At 52.6% G+C, this 20854-nt stretch carries 15 protein-coding genes; 6 read left to right on the top strand and 9 right to left on the bottom strand.

Annotation, left to right across the window (positions count from 1 at the left end; genetic code table 11):
• Positions 1-91: 91 nt before the first annotated feature.
• The 3 genes from D3P07_RS11230 to D3P07_RS11220 all read left to right on the top strand — a co-directional run bounded on the left by D3P07_RS11230 (position 92) and on the right by D3P07_RS11220 (position 4519).
• The gene (locus D3P07_RS11230; RefSeq protein WP_119800314.1) at positions 92-2044 is read left to right on the top strand and encodes a glycoside hydrolase family 13 protein; all 1953 of its coding nucleotides are present in this window, start codon (positions 92-94) and stop codon (positions 2042-2044) included.
• Positions 2045-2138: 94 nt separating this feature from the next.
• Complete coding sequence (locus D3P07_RS11225; RefSeq protein WP_182914274.1) at positions 2139-3074, top strand: LacI family DNA-binding transcriptional regulator; 936 nt, start codon at positions 2139-2141, stop codon at positions 3072-3074.
• Between the two features lie 173 nt (positions 3075-3247).
• The gene (locus D3P07_RS11220; RefSeq protein WP_119800312.1) at positions 3248-4519 is read left to right on the top strand and encodes an MFS transporter; all 1272 of its coding nucleotides are present in this window, start codon (positions 3248-3250) and stop codon (positions 4517-4519) included.
• Positions 4520-4682: 163 nt separating this feature from the next.
• On the opposite strand, the gene D3P07_RS26995 is transcribed toward D3P07_RS11220, so the two are convergent.
• The 5 genes from D3P07_RS26995 to D3P07_RS11200 all read right to left on the bottom strand — a co-directional run bounded on the left by D3P07_RS26995 (position 4683) and on the right by D3P07_RS11200 (position 10129).
• Positions 4683-4832, bottom strand: coding sequence for a hypothetical protein (locus tag D3P07_RS26995; protein WP_182914273.1), 150 nt, complete (start codon positions 4830-4832; stop codon positions 4683-4685).
• Positions 4833-4936: 104 nt separating this feature from the next.
• Complete coding sequence (locus tag D3P07_RS11215) at positions 4937-6577, bottom strand: alpha-amylase family glycosyl hydrolase (protein WP_310732552.1); 1641 nt, start codon at positions 6575-6577, stop codon at positions 4937-4939.
• 5 nt (positions 6578-6582) lie between these two features.
• Entirely contained in the window at positions 6583-7419 is an 837-nt protein-coding gene (locus tag D3P07_RS11210; protein WP_119800310.1) for a sugar ABC transporter permease, read from the bottom strand.
• Positions 7416-8729 carry a carbohydrate ABC transporter permease gene (locus D3P07_RS11205; RefSeq protein WP_119800797.1) on the bottom strand — a complete coding sequence of 438 codons (1314 nt, stop codon included), beginning with the start codon at positions 8727-8729 and terminating at the stop codon, positions 7416-7418. Before D3P07_RS11205 ends, D3P07_RS11210 begins: the two co-directional genes overlap by 4 nt.
• 95 nt (positions 8730-8824) lie before the next feature.
• Complete coding sequence (locus D3P07_RS11200) at positions 8825-10129, bottom strand: sugar ABC transporter substrate-binding protein (protein WP_119800309.1); 1305 nt, start codon at positions 10127-10129, stop codon at positions 8825-8827.
• A 529-nt stretch (positions 10130-10658) separates the two neighbouring features.
• Between D3P07_RS11200 and D3P07_RS11195 the strand changes: the two genes are divergently transcribed.
• The 3 genes from D3P07_RS11195 (at position 10659) to D3P07_RS11185 (ending at position 14840) form a co-directional block, all read left to right on the top strand.
• Positions 10659-11687, top strand: a complete 1029-nt coding sequence (locus D3P07_RS11195) for a LacI family DNA-binding transcriptional regulator (RefSeq protein WP_119800308.1) — start codon at positions 10659-10661, stop codon at positions 11685-11687.
• A gap of 4 nt (positions 11688-11691) precedes the next feature.
• Complete coding sequence (locus D3P07_RS11190) at positions 11692-13656, top strand: glycoside hydrolase family 15 protein (RefSeq protein WP_119800307.1); 1965 nt, start codon at positions 11692-11694, stop codon at positions 13654-13656.
• A 746-nt stretch (positions 13657-14402) separates the two neighbouring features.
• Entirely contained in the window at positions 14403-14840 is a 438-nt protein-coding gene (locus D3P07_RS11185; protein WP_259391446.1) for a Dps family protein, read from the top strand.
• A 238-nt stretch (positions 14841-15078) separates the two neighbouring features.
• On the opposite strand, the gene D3P07_RS11180 is transcribed toward D3P07_RS11185, so the two are convergent.
• The 4 genes from D3P07_RS11180 to D3P07_RS11165 form a co-directional block, all read right to left on the bottom strand.
• Positions 15079-17838, bottom strand: coding sequence for an ABC transporter permease (locus D3P07_RS11180; protein WP_119800306.1), 2760 nt, complete (start codon positions 17836-17838; stop codon positions 15079-15081).
• A complete protein-coding gene (locus D3P07_RS11175; RefSeq protein WP_259391445.1) occupies positions 17835-18521 on the bottom strand; it encodes an ABC transporter ATP-binding protein in 687 nt (228 codons plus the stop codon). Before D3P07_RS11175 ends, D3P07_RS11180 begins: the two co-directional genes overlap by 4 nt.
• 92 nt (positions 18522-18613) lie before the next feature.
• Entirely contained in the window at positions 18614-20023 is a 1410-nt protein-coding gene (locus tag D3P07_RS11170) for a sensor histidine kinase (protein WP_182914272.1), read from the bottom strand.
• A complete protein-coding gene (locus tag D3P07_RS11165) occupies positions 20007-20711 on the bottom strand; it encodes a response regulator transcription factor (RefSeq protein ID WP_259391444.1) in 705 nt (234 codons plus the stop codon). Before D3P07_RS11165 ends, D3P07_RS11170 begins: the two co-directional genes overlap by 17 nt.
• Between the last annotated feature and the right edge of the window lie 143 nt (positions 20712-20854).

The raw sequence follows: 20854 nt of genomic DNA, 5'->3' as shown, positions 1-20854 counted from the left end.
CACTTTTAGGAAAAGGTACAACCTCGGCTGAGCAAGCAGAGGTTGTGCCTTTTTTCGTTTTTTCATCATACTTTTGGAAGGGGAAATCACCATGTTATTAGAAGCCTTGTATCATCGTCCCAAGCAAAACTGGGCATACGCCTACGACGGACAAACCATCCACCTTCGCGTTCGTTCCAAACGCAATGATGTCACGCGCGTCGAAGCGATCGTCGGCGATAAGTACGCCTGGAATCAAACGGTCATCTCCGTCGAAATGCGTCTGCTCAGCTCCGACGAGCGATTCGATTATTGGGAGACATCCGTTAAGCCGCCATTCCGCCGTCTGCGTTACGCCTTCCGCTTCCACAGCAGCGAAGATACGATCATCATGACGGAAAAAGAATTCGTAAGCGAGCTTCCGGACAATCCGAACACGTTTTTCGACTTTCCGTTCATCAATCCGGTCGATGTCTTCGAGCCGCCGGCTTGGGTGAAGGATGCGGTCTTCTATCAAATCTTTCCGGAGCGCTTTGCGAACGGCGATCCATCGCTTGACCCGGACACCGTCGAGCCGTGGGGCGGCAAGCCGACTCCTAGCAACTTCTTCGGCGGTGATCTGCAAGGGGTTATCGATCATTTGGACCATTTGGGCGGCCTTGGCATCAATGCAATCTACTTTACGCCGCTGTTCGAAGCGACAACTAACCATAAATACGATACACAAGACTATTTAAAGGTAGATCCGCAATTCGGAAGCAATGAGAAATTGAAAGAACTGGTGCACGCCTGCCACAAGCGCGGCATTCGCGTGCTCCTTGATGCGGTCTTCAATCATTCCGGCCGGACGTTCGCTCCGTTCGTAGACGCGCAGAAGAACGGCCAAGAGTCCAAGTACGCAGACTGGTTCCACGTCAGAGAGTGGCCGCTGCAAGTCGTGGACGGCGTGCCAAGCTACGATACGTTCGCATTCGAGCCGCTTATGCCGAAGCTCAACACAGAGAATCCGGAAGTGAAAGCTTACCTCTTCGAGGTAGCCCGTTACTGGATCGAAGAGATCGGCATCGATGGCTGGCGCCTGGACGTTGCCAATGAAGTCGACCACCAGTTCTGGCGCGAGTTCCGCCAGGTCGTCAAGTCGGTTAATCCGGAAGCCTACATTCTCGGCGAGATCTGGCATGACTCCATGGCGTGGCTGCAAGGCGACCAGTTCGATGCTGTCATGAATTATCCGTTCACGAATGCGGTTCTGGACTTCTTCGCTTACGGCACAATTGACGCCTCGACCTTCGCACATGCGATCGGCACACAGCTTGCCGCTTACCCGCAGCAAGTGACGGAAGCGGCGTTCAACCTGCTGGACAGCCACGATACGCCGAGATTGCTAACAATCTGCGAGGACAATGTCGACAAGCTGAAGCTGGCCGCCCTGTTCCAATTCACGTACCCTGGCACGCCTTGCGTCTATTACGGGGACGAAGTCGGCATGAACGGCGGAGGCGACCCGGACTGCCGCAAGTGCATGGTATGGGAAGAAGAAGATCAGGACCGGGAGCTGCTTCGCTTCTATCAGGATACGATCAGCTTGCGCCACAATCACGAGGCGCTTCGCTCGACCGATCTGGCTTTCGCTTATGCGGGACAAGAAGACGGGCTGCTCGCTTATGAGCGCCGCTCGGACGGCGAGCGTATCCTTGTTGCGCTTAATGCGCGCGAAGAAGCAGCGACACTGGCTCTCCCAATACCGACATCCGTGCAGTCTGACGCTCAGCCTCATGCCATTCCGTTCCGGGGCTTTGCCTCTGCTGCTGAAGCAGCCGCAGATATGGCTTCCGCTGATGCGATCAGCACTGTTGAAGATACGGCGGTCCCAGCTGCAACGGCAGTTGGCAGAACCTCTGCAACAGCGTCGAGCTTGCCTGCCAGCTTGGGTTCCTCCAAGTGGACCGTGCTTCACTCCAATGTGGCAGCATTCGCAAAAGGCTCCGAGCTTCTGACGGATAAGGATGGACAGCTTCAATTGCCGCTCGAAGGCTATGGTTTTGTTGTATTGAAGCAACAATAAGCAGTGTCATGAAAGCCGTCTTGTCGTAGACAGACAAGACGGCTTTATGTCATAATCAACTTAAACGATTAAGTTAATGATTGGAGCTATCGTTATGAACAAAGCCGGCGGCAAAAAAGCAACGATGAAAGATATCGCCAAGGCGGCGCAGGTATCAGTCGCTACGGTCAGCTACGTGTTAAACAACGTATCAGGGCAAACGATTCCCGATGAGACCAGGCGGCGCGTGCTGGATGCTGCCAGCGAGCTGAATTATGTGCCGAATCTGGCTGCGCGTTCACTCATCAAGCGGCAATCCGGTCTCGCGGGCATTCTCGTCAACCGCCGTCATGACGAGCAATGGTGGGAGCGCGCCGCCTTTGCTTCGTTCATTGATGCGATGGAACGGGAGTTGACTTCACTTGGCTACCATGTCATCTTATCCAGTCTCGACGCCAATAAGCCGAATATGGACATTATCGCAGAACGTAAGCTGGATGCCGTCTTTGTGCTTGGAGCGCTGCAAAATACCTTTCATCAAATCACCCGGCACTTTCCTACCGGAGTACCGCTCGTCGCCATTGACAGTCAAATCGAAGATCCGCTGTTCTATCGCATTCAATTTGATTATGAACGAGCAGCACTAGCCGCGACCGAACAGAACAGCAAGCCTTGCAGCTTCCTTGTCGCTGACCGCGGTTCCATGGATGCAGCCGCTCAGTTAGAGAAACTGTTCACCTTGCCTCCATCCCAAGTGCTAGTGTTGGAGACGGAGGATCAGTTGCAGCCCTTTCTCGCCGGGCAGACAGGAGTTGGACTCATCCTGAATGAATATGTTGGTCTGCTCGCCTCCCGTTGGATGGCCCCTTCCCGCTATACCGTTCTTTGTACGGCAGGAATGCCGGAACTGCTCCACTCGCTTTCCCATACTTCTACTATATTGTTCGAGAATCGGAAGCATCTCGCAGCGTTAGAGCTTATGCAGTCCCTTCGGGATGACAGCTATTCCGGCCCGACGGACAAATGCGTCCTGATACAGCCGCTTACCTGACGGGCCCCATGCTTACACTCTTCCTACTAAATATCCTTTATTCGCTTCACGTTTTACCTTCAAACTCATGCAGAGCAGCACCCGCTCTGCATATTTCTCTAACAACTTAAACGATTAAGTTGCGCTTGGATAATCATTTCTCTTATCAGAATGTACCATTAGGAGGAACTCTCATGACCGAATTAGCAAGAAGCGTGCCAGACCATCAGCCCGTTCAACCTGCGCCTGTGGAAGCGAGCATATGGCGCAACCGGACATTCCGAACGGTCTTCGCCAGCTATAGCCTGTCACTGCTAGGCAATACCTTTCATAGCATTGCGCTGAATCTATGGGTGCTCCAAACAACCGGAAGCGCCAAGCTCATGTCGCTCGTGCTCATTACCCATCTGGTCATTAGCATGCTCTTCGGCTCCATCGCGGGCACGGTGGCCGACCGCGTCAATCGCCGCCGGCTGATGGTTGCTGCTGACTTCTTCCGCTTCATCATCGTCGCAGGGATCGCGCTGTGTATGGCGCTTCCAGAGATCCCGTTTTTTTTTATCCTGCTCCTGACCGCTATTGTTGCCTTAGCCGGGGCGTTCCGCGGCCCGGCCTTCCAAGCCTCGCTGATCGAGATTGTCGGAAAATCCGGTGTATCCGGGGCGGTAGCCGCTATTAGTGTCTCCGACAACCTGATTCGTATTGCCGGGTTCGCGGCGGGCGGCACAGCCGTCGCTATGTTCGGAGGTGTCTTTGCCGTGGCCATCGACGCCTCCACCTTCCTCTTGTCCGGTATGCTGCTCTTGCTCGCGGGCCGTTTTCCTTATGCAGCTCCGAAGCGGCAGCAGAAGGAGAAAACTTCGTTCCGCACTGACTTTATCGAAGGCTTTCACGTCGTGTGGAACAATCGTTTTGTCCGTGGGGCTGTACTGCTGCTGCCGCTGGTCATGTTTTTCTTTCTGTCAACGTTTATGCTGATTCAAGTGATGGCCGTGCAAGTATGGCAAGCATCGCCGTTGATATTCGGGCTGCTTGAAGCCTGCATCCCTCTTGGTTATGTGATCGGCTCTCTCATCATCATGAAATTCGACAAGCGTCTGCGCCATCGCGGCAAGCTCGCTCTAATCAGCATTGTACTTATGGGGCCGCTCTTTGTAGCCATATCGCTCAGCGGCTCCGCGGTCCCGGCGCTGCCCTTGATCGGCTTGGTCGGCGTGTTGTTCTCGTTCAGCACGACGATTCTGTTCATTTTGATCAGAGTCGCCATTGACTCATCCCTGCAAGGCCGCGTGTTCGGCCTGCTCGGCACACTGACGAGCATCGCTCCGCCTGTCGGGCTTGCCGTATTCTCCGCGTTGTCCGATCAATTCGGACCGGCTGTTATTATGACGTACAGTGGCATAGCCATGCTGATTGCAGGGGCTGCGGCCTTCATTGGTCTGCGCTCCATGCGGGAATACAGCTAGCTTCGGATAAACTCCTCCCTCCTTCCTATTTCAAAATCTCAAAAAATTTACTAGGGTTTTTTAAATGGGTACAGAGGGAGTCAATCCAATGCGTATGAAGGGGTGTATCGTTACCATGCTTATCGCAAGTTGTATCGCGGCAGGCGGCTGCGGAACAAATCTATTATGTGCCGCACGGCTCCTGGTTCACCAATAACGAGAACTGGCCTTCCAGCCAGTTGACGGTGATCGAGCATACCAATGAATATGCCATGCTGAGCTCGTCGGCGTCGACGATTACGGCGGTCACTTGAACACCATTCTTATCTCGCACCGACTCCATAATAAGAACCGATTCAGGATCACCGGCCGAAGCTATCTATATGCTGCTATAACAAAAGAGCATTCCCGATTAAACAGGAATGCCCTTCTTCATCCTTATTTCAATACGGCCGTGCTGTAAGGTGGAAGCGTCAGTGTCGTGCCATCAAGCTTGGCATCGGCTTCCGTACTGCGGGCAAGCTGCGTAAACTCGCCGTACCTATCGGAAGCAGCCAGCTCTGCCGTCTGCGCTTCGCCCGAGAGATTGTGAATGACAAGCACACGTTCCGTCTTCGTGACACGCACGAACACACTCAGCTCGCCGCCCGCCGTCTCCAGCTTATACTCCCCAATCGTGCCGTCGCGAAGAGCCGCCTCTTCGTTACGCCAGCCGATCAGCGTCCGGTAATGCTCCAGAAGCGAGCCATCCTGCCCAAGCTGCGCTTCAACTGAAACCTCTCCCGCTTCCTTATTATGCTTCGAGGCGATCCAGGATGTCTGTCCTTCTCCGCCTGCGGGATCGCGATGCCACAGCATCGGCTCGCGGATATATTCATCGGGCTTCATGCCTTGCATGCCGATCTCTTCTCCGTAGTAGAGGTATGGCGTGCCCGGCAGCGTGAGCAGCAGAGCTGCCGCCATCTTCACATGGTCTACATTGCCGCGCAGCTCGCTCATGACGCGATTCTGGTCATGATTGCTCAGGAACGGCGCATCGACGAATGTGCCGCCCGAAGACTTCTCATAGACTTTGTATGCGCGCTCCAGCGAAAAGGCAAGATCAGGGTCTCTTTCGTTCCTCGCCGCCCCGATCAGCTTGTCGGCCAGCTCGAAGTGGAATGCGGAATCCAGCGCCTGATCGAAGTATGGCGCAATAATCGCAAGCGAATCCCATACTTCTCCGATCAAGTAAGTATCCGGATTGACTTCATTCATGCCTGACCGGAACTCCTGCCACCACTTCTTGTTGGCATCCTGCACTTCTGGCGAGCTGACTGTCGACTTAAAGTCGCCGTAGATATGTTTGGCCGCATCCAGCCGGAAGCCGTCAAGCCCTTGCTCCAGCCAATACTGTCCGATCTTGATCATTTCTTCGCGCACCTTCGGCTCGTCGAAGTTCAGATCCGGCATGCCGCCCCAGAAGATGCCGAGATAGCGCAAGCTGCCGTAGCTGTGCCAAGGGTTGCCGTCTACCGCTCCGTCCATCTGCAGCTTGTCGCCCGCCTCGGCGAACGAATACCAGCTGCGATACGGGCTGCTTGCATCCGCAACCGCGTCCTTAAACCACGGATGCTCGCTGCTCGTATGGTTGACGACAAGGTCCATAATGACCTTTATATCCCGTTTATGCGCCTCGTCCAGCAATCGCTTCAGATCGTCGAGCGTGCCATATTCCGGATTGATCGCATAATAATCGGTTACGTCATAGCCATGATAGCTTGGCGACGCGTTGATCGGCATGAGCCAGATGCCCCCGATGCCAAGTTCCTGCAAATAATCAAGCTTTGCCGTTACGCCGTTCAAATCTCCAATTCCGTCCCCGTCCGTGTCGTAGAACGACCGGACAAATATTTCGTAATAGACCGTGCCCAGCTGCTCGTCGGCATCGTAGGAAGCCGGCGCCGCCACATATCCGCCCGCGCCGCCGTCACCCGGCGAAGAATCGCTGCCGCTCGAATCGGCTGTACAAGCTCCAAGCGTCAGCAGCATAAGCAGTGCCGTCGCCAGCAAAGCCGCAACCGCACTGCTTCTGTTCACGACGGTCATCCTTTCATCGCTCCGGCCGTCAGACCTTGCACGAGGAAGCGCTGCAGAATGAGAAACAGAATCGTAATCGGAATGGCGATAATGACGCTGCCAGCAGCAAACAGCGTAAAGTAGCTGTTCGTCTGCGAGGCGATCAATTCATACATGCCGACGGCCACCGTATAGTTGTCCTTTGATCGAAGCACGAGACGGGCGAAAATAAAGTCACCCCATACGCCCGTAAAGGACGTCAGCGCCACGAACGTCAAAATCGGCTTCGACAGAGGCATCATAATTTTCAGAAACACCTGCAGATGGCTGGCCCCGTCGATACGCGCAGCTTCGTCCAGGCTGCGGGGAATCGTATCAAAGTATCCTTTGACGATAAAACCTCCGAGTGCAGCCCCCGCCGAATAAACAAGAATCATCGCGATATGCGTATCCAATAAATTAAGCTGCAGCAAAATGATGTATACCGCGATCATGCTCATAAAGCTCGGGAACATGCCAAGAATGAGCATAACGCTGAGCATCGTCTTGCGTCCGCGGAACCGGAATCGGGACAACGCGTACATACTGAGCGTCATTAGAAATACGGAGCAAATCATCGTAAAAAAGGCGATTTTCAGCGTATTCAAATACCAGATGTCGAACGTGTACTGTGTACCGGTGAACAGCGTTACGTAATGATCAAGTGTCCATTTTTCCGGGAAAAAGTTTTTGCTGTACAAAGACCCTCCTGGACGGAAAGAGGAGACCACAACCCATATCGCCGGATAAAGGGCGCACACCGACAAGATGATCAAAATCAAATAGCTGAGCGACAGCCGCACGAAGCTGTTTTTTTGACTCATGACAGCATATCCTCCTCTTTGAATGATTTGGTCCGGCGATAGCTCCAGATCGAGATCGTCGCGATCATAATGAAGATCAGAATGCCGATAGCTGCGGACATGTTGTATTTGTTATTGACGAGCGTCAGATTGAACAGCCAGGTAACAAGCAAATCGGTCGAACCCGCAAATTGATAATCCCCTTTGGCGGGACCGCCTCCAGTCATCAGATAGATGACGTTAAAGTTGTTGATATTGCCTGCGAATTGCGTAATAAGAATTGGAGCCGTCGCAAACAGCAAATACGGCATCGTAATAATTTTGAACTTCTGAAAGTTTGACGCTCCGTCCACTTCGGCGGCTTCGTACAGATCGCGCGGTATGGCCGTCAGGACGCCGAGCGCCAGCAGCATGCTGACCGGAATGCCGATCCACATGTTGACGAGTATCAAGGTAACTTTGGCCCAAAACGGATCCGTCAGCCACGGCAGCCCTTCAAGACCGAAATAGGCAAAATATTGGTTAATGGGACCGAATTTGGCGTTAAACAGATTGCGCATGACGAGCAGCGATATGAGCTGCGGGATCGCATACGGAATGATGAAAATGGTCTGCCACATTTTTTTGAATCGGATGCCCCTCGATTGAATGAGCAGCGCGACAAAAATGCCGCCAAAATAACATGTGACGGTGGCAAGCACCGCCCAAATGATTGTCCAGACGAGCAGGCCGTAAAACGTCTTGCTCCACGATTTCATTTGCAGCAAATCAATAAACGATTGGAAACCGACCCAGTCGACGAGCTTGGCCGGCGGTATATGGTTAGGCGCCGAGTAATTCGTAAACGCCAGCATAATCGAGAATAAGATCGGCATGATCGTAAAAAACAATACGCCGAGCACTGGGAGAGCCAGCATAAAATAAGGAAAATGGTTAACCGTTACATGATTCCACGAATCCGCAAAATCGCGTACCCCCTTGCCTTCGTCCCGCTTTTTTCCGTTTTGATACGCATCGTAAATATTCAACGCATAAATCAGTAAAAATACGACCAATACCAGAATAACGATAATGCCGTCCAGCATCAAAAAAATGGAATGGTCGCCCTTGACCAGTTCGGTGGTCTTTCCTACCTTCACAAATTTCTGCGTCTTTTCCCCAAGCGTTACCATTCCCCAGATGGCGTGCCCTAGACGGGGAACCAGATAATAAAGCCCTAATGCCTGAACACAAAGGAAAAAAACACCCTTCAGCCACTGCCGGTTGTACAGTTGGCCAAGCCCTTGCAGCGCTACCGAAAGTATGGCCGCGGTATTACGATGCCGCTTCATCATTGTCCGGCTCCTCTCTTTAATGAACGGAATGAACGGCTTCCCCGCAAAAAGCGGGGAAACCGTAAAGCATTCCATGTTTACATGTGCTGCTCTTAGTTCGTTCCGATGCTGTCCTTAATTTGAGCGACGGCATTGTCGAGCGCTGTTTTCGGATCTTTGCCCTCGTTCCATATTTCGGAAATTGCCGATGTGATCGGATTCCATACGCTGCCCATTTCCGGAATGGAAGGCATTGGAGTCGAGTTCTCAAATTGTTGAAGGAAAGCTTTGACGATTTCGTCATTGGCAACCGCTGGATCGCCAGCGGCTTCTTCATTCGATGGAAGCAAGCTGTTCATTTCAAAGTTTTTCATTTGCATTTCCTTTGTCGATAGGAAGCGCGCCAGCAATTGCGCCGCTTGCGGATACTTCGAGTTGGCATTGACGTAATAGGCTTGCACGCCGGAGAACGACGTCATCTGATTGTCGCCGATTTTCGGCAGCGGAGCTACTCCGAAGTTAATGCCAGCATTCTTGTAATCGGCTAGCGCCCAAGGGCCATTGAGTTCCATCGCGAGCGATCCGTCGAGGAACAGGCCTTTTTTGATATCAAAGTCAATATCGCCGGTATTCAACGGAAGAAGCTTTTCTTTGATTTCCGCCATCAGCTTTGCGCCAGCAATCGCACCATCGTTATTTAAGCCGATGTCCGCGCTATTGGTATTGTCGTCTCCGAACATGTATCCGCCTTGCGAAGCCAGAAATGCAAAGTTGTAGAAGAATTGCTGCAATTCCCAAGCAAACGCAAATTTGTTCTTGGCCGGATCATTGAATGTTTCCGCAAAGGTAAAGATTTCCTCAAACGTCGCAGGTGCTTCCGAGATCAAGTCTTTATTGTAGAACATGGCATACGTTTCAACTGAACGGGGATAACCGTACATAATACCGTCGTAGGTAATCGCTTTGACCGTTTTTTCAGCGTTTTCGCTAACAACCTCTTCCTCGAATGCCGTATTCGGCAGCAGAAGTCCGGCGGAAGCGGCGCTGCCGATATGGTCGTGCGGGAACAGAAGCACGTCGGCTGCGAGTCCTGCAGGTCCGTCAGTCATCAGCTTGGCCACTTGGTCCGTATTGCCCACTTCTTCGAATTTAACCGGCACACCGTATTCCTTTTCGAACTCGGCGCCCATTTCCTGAAGGAATGCCGCTTGGTTGTTGGCGTCCCAAATAACCAGGCTCGCTCCGGCTTCAGGCGTCAACTTCGTATCATCGCCTCCCGAATTGCCGGGATCCTCCGTCGGCGTGTTGCTGCTGTTGTTTGCGGTCGGACTTGCGTTGCCGCCGCCTCCGTTGTTACCGCCGCATGCGGCTACGACAAACAAAGAAACGATTAGCGTCATGACAAACCATTTTTTCATTCTAATGATCCCCTTCCCCAGTACGTGGATATGTTCGAATGAATTCGCTTTCATATTCGTTACGGCTTCAAACGTTCATTTTCATAAAACGAGGTTTTTTCCCGCATCTTATGCGATTCGCTATGACATTCAGCATGAGAAGCTCCGTTTTACGGAATGCCTTGCTTCATTCATAAGCAAATATGCGCAAACGTTTGTACAATTTTCTCGAAAAATGGCGATTTCAATACATCTCAGGATTGAAATCGCTTATTTTTCGAAAATCAGCTTTTTGAAAGCGTTCTATTCGTGTATTCAATATACAACATGCCCTATCGTTTGTTAAAACGTTTGCACAGTTCATTTTGTTTCATCTTTACAAGGAATACTTTGTTTTTCTTTCATTTACACGCTATTGCTCAGTTTTTCATCATTTGTATAAGCTGACGCCAAGATATATATTTACATATGAGCAAAAGTTGCATTAGGATGAACGTAATATTCATTATCAGCGCAGTCAATATAAGTTGCTCGAGTGGGGGCTCGCACGATGGTTACAATTAAAGACATAGCGAAGGCCGCGGGAGTATCGCCTTCCACGGTGTCCAGGGTGGTCTCGAATCATCCCCGAATCAGTAAAGCGACATCTATGAAAGTTAAAAAAATTATGGATGAGATGGGCTACCATCCGAATCTCATGGCAAAAAGCCTCGTGTCCAAGACGACACGTACGCTTGCCATCATGCTTCCGCGCCCTGCCGAGGAGCTGTTCCAGGACTTCTTCTTCGGCGAGTTGTTGCGCGGCATTCTGACGCAATCCACGAGAGCGGGATATGACATGCTGCTTGCAGCCGCCACTTCTCCGCAGGATGAGAACGAAACGATCTCCCGCCTCGTTCTTGGCCGCAGAGTCGATGGCGTTATTTTGTTATCGGCGAGAACGAATGATCCTCTCATCGATATATTGAACAATCATAACTTCCCTACCGTTCTGATCGGGCGTTCGGAAGGCCATCAGAACATTCTTTCGGTGGACAATGACAATGAACAAGCAGCCTACGATGCAACCCAACATTTGATCATCCAAGGACATGAGAGGATCGGCTTTGTCAGCGGACCGCCGAATTTGACGGTATCGCATGACCGGATGTCCGGCTATCGGAGAGCCATGCGCGATGCGGGTCTGGCAATGCGCTCCGAATGGATCGTAGAAGGCGAATTTCTGCAGCAAAGCGGATATCGCGCCATGTCCTTCATGATGGGCTTGCCCGAGCGTCCGAGCGGACTTGTCGTCATCGACGATGTGGTCGGCTTCGGCGTGTTGAGAGGTCTCAATGAGCTTGGCTACTCTGTTCCAGATGACATTAGCCTCGTAAGCTTTAACAATATCGCATTATCCGAGCTTGCCACGCCGCCGATCAGTTCCATCGATATCGGCACCTATCAATTGGGATATACCGCTTCTCAACTGCTGATCAGGCGAATCATGGAAGAAGAGATTCATCAGACCCGCATGATCATCCCGCACCGTCTGATCGTTCGCGATTCCTCCATTCAAGCCGTAAACAAAAGGAGCTAAACACATGAACAACAAGCCACATTTAGTAGACGCCATTATCGGCAATTCCACTTTCCTGGCATCGCTCGGCCGGACTGGACGCATGTACCGGCTTTGGTGGCCGAATATCGATACGCCTCAGCATGTCGATGCCATGCGTACCGGTCTTCAAGTCGAAGGTAAAGCGCTAACATGGTTCGACGGCGAACAGGACGGCTGGCAGCATGAGGTTGCATATGTCAAGCGCAGCAACGTGCTTCGTGTAAGCGCTCGTTCTACAGAGCAGCCGATTTCGGTGGAAAGCCTTCACTTTGCCGTACCGGAGAGCAACGTTATTGTGCGCCAATACATGTTCAAAAATGAAAGCTCCGTTGCCCAAAGCTTCCGCTTTCTACTTCACTCCTGCTTCCAGATCAGCGAGAACGGACTGTACAATACGACGATGTTCCAGCCGTCCGCCGATGCCTTGATTCATTTCCGCAACGGGTACTTTTTTGCGCTTTCAAGTGCAAACGTATGCGCTAAATTCCAGGCCGGGCTGTCCTGGGATGCGGTACAAGACAGCGAACTGAACGGCAATAAGATCGATATGCGTCCTGATGGCGCAATGGCATGGGACGTGTTGAATTTGCAGCCAGGAGCAAGCCTCACAATCCCTGTCTATATTGCGGCGGGACATAATGAGGAGCAGGCGCTTGAAGAGCTTGCAGCTGCCAAGGGGAAGACAAGCGAAGAGCTTGCGCGTCTTACCCATGAATACTGGAATGCATACGTAGACGCTGCTGCGCCTTGCCCGATTGAAGGCGAAAATGTGAAGGAGCTGTATGAGCGCTCCGTTCTGATGTTCAAGCTGATGTCCGACGAGAAAACCGGCAGTATTATTGCTGCTCCCGAGTTTGACGAGAACTTCTCCCGCTGCGGCGGCTACTCCTTCTGCTGGGGACGGGACGCTGCCTTCATTACGACAGCGCTTGATAAAGCCGGCCTGAATGAGCTGTCCGACCGATTCTATGCATGGACGCAGACCGCTCAGTCCCCTGACGGCTCCTGGCAGCAGCGCCATTATCACGATGGCGGCCTTGCTCCGTCCTGGGGCTTGCAGATCGACGAAGGCTCCTCCATCCTCTGGGGCATGTGGCAGCACTACCTGGAGAAGCAGGATCTGGCGTTCGCCAGCCAGGTATGGCCTTCGGTTGAACGAGGCGCCGGGTTCCTGCTGTCCTTCATCGATCCTGAAAGCGGCTTGCCTAAGCCAAGCATCGACCTATGGGAGGAGCGCGAGGCTTCCCATACGTACTCCTCAGCGGCTGTATATGGCGGTCTAACATCCGCCGCGAGCTTCGCCGAGTTGTTGGGACACGCTACGCTTGCCAAGGACTGGAGAAGCGCTGCGGCCCGTATCGCATTTATAATCATGGACGAATGCTGGAACGAGGAAGGCAGCAGCTTCTACCGCGGTTTGAATTTGAAAGTGAGCGAAAACAAATACGAAGCGGCCTCTTCCGCTGGCATGAGCGGCCATATTGAGCAACTGGACAAAGGCTACGTGAAGCATGTCCTGAAGCATGATCCGGTCATCGATATCAGCTTGCTAGGCATCGCGGTGCCGTTCGGCGCGGTAGCTCCTGAGCATGAGCGGATGCGCCGCACAGCCGACACGATTGAAGCGGCACTGACTGTACCTGGCGTTGGCGGCATCAAGCGCTACGAGGACGATATCTACATCGGCGGCAATCCGTGGATTCTGACGACGCTGTGGCTCGCTCATTACCGCGTAGCGACAGGCGATCTTGCGGCTGCGCGCAAGCTTCTAGACTGGGCGATTGCCCATCGCACGGAGACGGGTTTGCTGCCTGAGCAGATCGACAAGGTAACCGGCGAGACGGCGTGGGTAGTGCCGCTAACATGGTCGCATGCCATGTTCGTGCTCACCATCTTCATGCTCGCAGAAGCCGAGGAGAAAGCAGCGGTGACGGCCGCTTCCAACTAAGCGGTGTGTGACTTAAGTCGGTCTCGCCGACTTAATTCCGCTAGTCGGGCGCTTGCGCACCAATTAAGTCGGGCACGCCGACTTAATCCCGCTAGTTGGGCGCTTGCGCACCAATTAAGTCGGTCTCGCCGACTTAATCCGTTAGTCGGGCGCTTGCGCACCAATTAAGTCGGTCTCGCCGACTTAATCCGTTAGTCGGGCGCTTGCGCACCAATTAAGTCGGTCTCGCCGACTTATTCATCTCTAACGGTTGTGATAAGAGTACTAAAAACAGCCCATACTAAGATCTAAGATCACGAAGCTGCAACCTGCTTTTCATAAGCGGGGATGCAGCTTCGTTTTTTTAATATGCACAAGATAACAGAACGCCCCATAAAGACTTCGTCCGCAGCCTATACCGCAATGATTTATGAAGCTTTACACCAGTTGCTGTCTGTCTTCGTTTCAAGGCCGCTCCATTTGGGTAAACGACAAGAACTGACCTTTCCAACCGGAGAATAATCATAACAAAAAGCACTGTCAGCCACCCTTGACAAATAACTATTACTTTGTAATAATTATAAAGAAGGAATTGATCTAAATTGATATCCAATTACACATTCCATGTTCAATTCAACTGATTAATTCATTCGTCCCACTCGTATTCCCCTTCCCGATTTGGCACAAACTAGCGGGAGAACGGAATACGGAATGTGTTGACCGAGCCAAGCAAACTTACTATTTCGACAATCGAAAGGATGATCATTATGCATACTGTACAATCTAATCTGAACCGTCAAATCGCCAATTGGAGCGTTCTATATATTAAGCTCCACAACTACCATTGGTACGTGAAGGGCTCGCAGTTTTTTACGCTGCATGCCAAGTTCCAGGAATTCTACGAAGAAGCGGCGCTGCACGTCGATGAAATTGCAGAAAGGCTGCTTGCGGTTAAAGGCCAGCCGATCGCCAAGATGAGCGACTATCTGGAAGAGTCCAGCATCAAGGAGGCGACTGGCAATGAAACAGCCGTCGAGATGGTCGATCAGTTGATTCATGACTTTACCGTTATTATCGGCGAGCTGAAGGAAGGTATGGAAGTGGCTCAGCAAGCTGGCGACGAGACGACAGCCGACATGCTGCTTGCGATTCATACGTCCCTGGAGAAACATGTCTGGATGCTGAGCGCATTCAACGGCAGATAAACAGAGGAACATGTCCACATACAACGCATCTTCCAAAAAAGAGACCGTTCCAAAAGTCAATTTGTGATTTTTCGAGTCCACCCAGAGCCTAATCTCATCGAAAAAAGGACTTCAAATCCACTGCACAGTGGATTTGAAGTCCTTTCGTGTGTTAATTGAGATGCACCTAGCAAGCGAGAACTTTTGGGACAGTCCGCTTTCCTTTTTCCCGAATGCTTCTATTGTCCATCACTCTTCCTCATTCATCCTTCATCCTAAGCGCATCCGCTGCCTTCAGCTTAAGCGCCGCCCTTGCGGGAGCGATATTAAGCAAGAGGGAGACGACAAGTAACCCCGCCAAAATAAGCAAGATTAATTCACTAGGATAGTCGATTGCAGCCCGCTCGAACGAAGGCTGGCCCTGCAGCGCCGATTCAATGAACAGTCGGCTTCCTGTAGCCCCGATCCCCCAACCCGTCAGAAGTCCGACAGCCCCGATGACAAATCCTTCGATCAAGAACATCCAGTAAATCTGCCTGCCTGCCACACCGACACAGCGCATCATGGCAATCCCTTTGCTCCGCTCCTTCACCGCCCTGTACTGAATAATGGAAAGACCCATCAAGCCGATCAATCCCGAAAAAACGGTAAACCCGATGAATGCGAAGCTTAGCTGCTTGTTCATCAATTGCTCCGCGCTATTGTTAACATACGGGACGGTAAAGCCCATATGGCCGTTTAACGCAAACCGTTCTTCAAGCTCCTGAGCCAGCGGGATATTTTTATGCTCGAAGCGGAACAGCACATATCCTTTCTCCGTTTGATTCGGCCACTTGAATCCGAACGGCCTCAGTTCCTCCACCACTGTCGGATTCATGAACGTGATTCCGTACAGGTCGTTCACATGGACGCTGCCAGCCACATCGTGGAAGATTCCTGCTATCGTAAATGTCTTCTCATAGACGGGCAACCATTCCTCATCCAGCCCTCTTAGCTTATCTTCATAAATCGGAAACGTGAATGTATCTCCTGCCTTTACAGGTCCCGCATCGGGAAAAATCGTCGTGTTGCCCAAATACGAATCCGGCAAAATAATAAACGACGGATCAGCCGCTACCGCCTCCCACGCTTCACGGTCGCTCTTGAACATGCCAGATCGTTCGAGCAGAGGCAGCTCGGGTCCTTGCAATACGTCTTCCGCTACCGGGACTACAGCTTGCGCTAATCCATTTTTCACGAAACTGATCATAAAGGGCTCTACAAAAGTCATGCCGGTTAATTTCTCTGAAATTTGCTTGTCCTCGGAAGCCATATTCATCAAAGCCGTCCGCTCTTCCTCATGCTGATATGCCGCATATCCGCCGTACCCGTACAGCGTCTGGTCTACCCGATTTACGTCATTGAAGCTCATGATCATGGACATAATCATGACGGTAAACGATACAATCATCATGACGAGCGCAAATAGCAAGCCTATCGTGTAGGTTCTCCCACCGTTCACCCTTGGATATTTGAATGCCAGCATGACGGAAATCCGCGGAATGCCCGTCAGAGACAGCAGCTTCATCATCGGTTTTTCCAGCAGCCGAAGCAGCCGGATAGCCAAAAACAGCACAGTGCAGCAGGACGCAATCCAGAACAGTCCAACCCATAACACATTTGTTCCTTCTTCCATGCTCGGCGGGTCTACAAAAGCCATAAATAAATGCGATATGGTCATAAAGATGCCGATACCTACCAGCACTTTCGCCCCGAAGCGAAGCGCGCGGCCTCCCGAACGTTCTCCAGGCGTCTCGCCGCGCAGCGCCTCAACAACACTGAAGCGGCTCGCTTTGGCTTCGGCCATTAATGCAACAACGGTCAGCAATAAGAAGATTCCCCCGAATACGATTGCGGCTCCGCCAATTGTAAGATGAGGCTCGATCGGGATCGTTTCACCCGTCATGCGGGACAATTGATCGCTGAAGGATTGATAGAATAAGCGCACAAGTCCATAGCCAGCGCCCATGCCAAGTATGACGCCTGCAGAAGTGGACAGCAATGCAATAATGAGGGCCTCCAGCAAAAACATGGCGCCTACGCTGCGCTTGGGCATGCCGATCGCTCTGAACATGCCGTACATCTCGCGTCTGGAATCCGCAACCATAACAAGCGACTGCCTCATGAAGAGCATGCTGGATACGATCGCTACAGCGCTTATTAGCCCGATGATGATAGATGTGTTCATTTTGGCGATTTTATTCTGAAAATCCACTTTAATCGGCTGGGTTTGAAACTTGACTTCGTTCAGATTGAACATGCCGCCTTTGGGCCAGGATGGATCATGGTTGCCCATTAGAATTGCGGAATAACGGGCGTCCTCCGAGTCCCCTTTCAGCATACGGACCGTGTTCTCCGAAACAATGGCATTCCCGATAAACCTTCCCGAATCCCGGTAGCCGGTCAATCCGTGCTCATCGACAATATCCCGTACCCGCATCAGCAAGCTCTGTTCGCCGGATACCAGCTTCACCGCATCTCCCTTGTCGACGCTTAGCAGCTTCGCCATCCGCTCGCTTAGGATGAGCTCATCATCGCCGAGACCGCTCTTCCACAGTGCTGCCCGCTTCGGTTCTGCCCGGGCGGCATCCTCATGCTGGAACCCCATCAGCATAACAGACTTAAGCGCGCGTCCCTCCCCGTCACGATCCGTCTCCTGCGCTACGAGAGCGGCTTCCGCCGCAACATAGGGCAGCATGAAGAACGAACGATCCTGATCGACATGTTTGCGCAGCGCTTCTAATTCCGGTGGCGTAAAATCCCCGATATCCGGGTTATTCGGAATAATGCGCCAGTCAATGGGACCAAGTCTTGTCTCGATCCAGTTCTTCCCGCTTTGCTGAACGGATGTATAGTTCACGAAGCTGATCGCGATCAGAATCGCTCCGATCGACCCCGCGAATACCGTCAGCAGCGTCTCCTTCCAATGCTTGCGCAAGTTGCCTAGCGCCATCCGCCATACGATGCTGGAATCGATCATAGCGCAGCGCCTCCGTCATGGACGATCCTGCCGTTCTGCAGCCGTATGATTCTCGACATGCGGTCCGCTACCTTCGGATCGTGAGTGACGATGACAAGCGTCGTGCCGTAATGCCGATTCAGCATTTCCAGCAGCCCAATGATTTGATCGGCCGTGTCGCTGTCCAGAGCGCCCGTCGGCTCATCCGCCCATATGATGCTCGGCTTGCCTATGATCGCTCTGGCTATTGCGATCCGCTGATTTTGCCCGCCGGATAATTGGGAGGGATACCGATGTGCTTTGTCAGCGAGGCCGACCTCCTTCAGCGCTTCCAACGCGCGTGTGCGAGCCTCTTTGGTGGATACGCCTGATGCAATAAGCGGCAATGCGGCATTCTCCCACGCAGTCAAGACAGGCACAAGATGATAGGTCTGAAAGACAAAGCCCATGCGAGACAGCCTGATCTTCGCTATCTCCTGGTCATCCAGCTGTGTAATGAGAGCATCGCCCGCCCATATCTCGCCTTTGTCCGCCCCCTCCAGTCCTGCCAGCAGATGAAGCAGCGTCGTTTTGCCGCAGCCCGACGGACCCGTTATGGCGACCGTCTCTCCCCTTCCAATCGTCAGCGAGACGTCTCTGAGCGCCCTCGTTGCAGCTTCTCCCTTTCCATATGTTTTGGATACATCCGATACCCGAATCAACATGCATGCTCACCTCTTACCCTCAATATGTCTCTACTCTAGCAAAAAGATATGCATGCCTGATGAAGTCAATATGCAGAACTTGTGCAGATTTGTCATTCCGCGAAAACAGGTACGGTTATCGTAAAAGTCGTGCCTTCACCATAAACACTGGACACCTCGGCCGCCCCGCCGTGGGCCGTCATCAATTCCTTGACAATTGCCAGCCCAAGGCCCAGCCCCGTTGTCCGGCGGCGATCGCGATGCGTCTCTCCCCGGTAGAATCGGTCGAATACGCGCTCGCGCTCTTCCTCTTCGATACCACGGCCGTCATCGCTTACGCTTACATACGCATCGCCTGGCGCGCTTAACCCCACATGGACCGATACCTTGCTTTTCGCATGATGGAACGCATTGCCGATCAGATTGATCAGCACGCCTCTAATCCGGTTCATATCGGCATATACGCGAATATCCCCGCTGCATGTCCATTCCGTCTCAACGATATGCTGATCATCCTGAACGGCGAGCGTCTCCAGCACATCGCTGGCAAGCTCCGTCAGCGAAAACCATGTCTTCGACAAGGGGAGATGGCCGCTCTCGGCCAAAGCAAGCTCTTGCAAGTCGCGGACAAGGCGCGTCAAGCGAAGCGTCTCGTCATGCAGCGGCAGCAGTTTCTCCAGGGGAAGCGCCTCGCCAGCCCCGATCGCATGATCCAGCTTAGTCCGCATAATGGCAATTGGCGTTCTTAGCTCATGGGCAATGTCGGCTACCATTGTGCGCCGAACCGTCTCGAGCTTTTCTTTCCTCCGCTTTAATTCTCCGATCGCCTCGCGAACCGCATTGACAGCCGCTTCCGACCTGGCCCGCGTTGTTCCTTGCGCTTCAATGTCCTCAACGATTCTGGCCGTTGCTTGGCCGTCTTCCGCCGTATTCAGCTGCTTCAAGCAAGAACGAGCCATTGCATATGTTACCTCATCACGCGCTCGTGCCAGACGTCTCCAATGCCAAAAACCCGCAAAACCGATAAGCAGCGCAGTTAGAGCTGCCCCCAGCAGGGCATACCCGTACGTATGCAGAGATGTCACCATGCGAACGACCGTATAGCCGGCAACTTGTCCCTCCGACAACACGGGCAGCTTGCGCTCTGCAAGCACCATTCCTTCGCTCTTCACTTCAGCGACAGGGCTCTCGGGCTTTGCGCCTTCATAGAAGCTGATCGACATCGATGACTGTCCGGCATACATGTAGCCGTCCCGCTGCAGCCGCTCCTGCAATCCGCTCCATCCTCCGGTCTCCTCAACGTATAGCTTGGCATAGCCGTTCCAGAACAAAGCAGCCCGCTGCAGCTCATCATTATGCCAGCTCCTCACGCCAGCTTGCGTAGTCAGGAAGATAGCGAGGCCCGCCACCAGGCTGACAGCGACCAGCCATACGATCTTAATCCGCTCAGCCTTCTTACCCATCATCAGATGCCGCTCCCCGCTCCGGTCCGTGCCTACTACCATCTCAATTTCCCTCGGCAAACCGGTAGCCGACTCCATACACGGTCTGTACGAACGGAGACTCCGATTCATGATCGCCCAGCTTGCGGCGAAGGTTGCGGATATGGGAGTCCAGCGTCCGCTCGTAACCGAGATAGCTGTCGCCCAGCGCCTCATCCATCAGATGCGCTCTAGTGAATACCCGTCCCGGATAAGAGGCAAGCTTCCACAGCAGCAGAAACTCGGTTCGGGTCAGCTCCAGCTTCTCGCCGTCCCTCTGGACCAGGAAACGATCCATATCCATGACCAGTCCCGATCGGCGCAATGTCTTCTCTTCCCGTATACCAGGATTATTGCTTCGCCCAGCCTGGCTTGCTCTACGCATCACGGCCTTAATCCGCGCGCTCAGCTCCCTCAGTCCGAAAGGCTTGGTCAAATAATCGTCGGCTCCCAGCTCCAGCGCCAGCACTTTATCGAATTCATCGCCTCTGGCGGTCACCATAATAAGCGGAAGCTGCCAGTGCTTCAAATTGTATTTGCATATATCAATCCCGTTCATCTCGCCAGGCAGCGTCCAGTCCACCAGCAGCAAGTCCGGACGCGAACGCTCAATGACGGCCCGCGCCTCCTCAAACTCTGCAGCTCCGGTGACCTCAATCGACTCCCTGCGGAGATAGTCCGCGCATTCTTGCAGCAGGGCAAGCTCGTCTTCAATCCATACGATATGCATCAGAATTCAGCTCCTTTCTGTAGACAGGTAAATTATTGCATAAGTCATGCAGACTGTCATTAATTGAGCACCGTATGGCCCCATTTGATCCTATCCGCAGAGCCTGACAAATTACAGGTCGGCAAAAAGACCGGTCGATGAAT

It is taken from the genome of Paenibacillus sp. 1011MAR3C5 (assembly GCF_003591485.1).
GTDB lineage: Bacteria > Bacillota > Bacilli > Paenibacillales > Paenibacillaceae > Pristimantibacillus.
The sequence above is the reverse complement of the archived record's forward strand: the minus strand, read 5'-3'. Positions and strand labels throughout refer to the sequence as shown.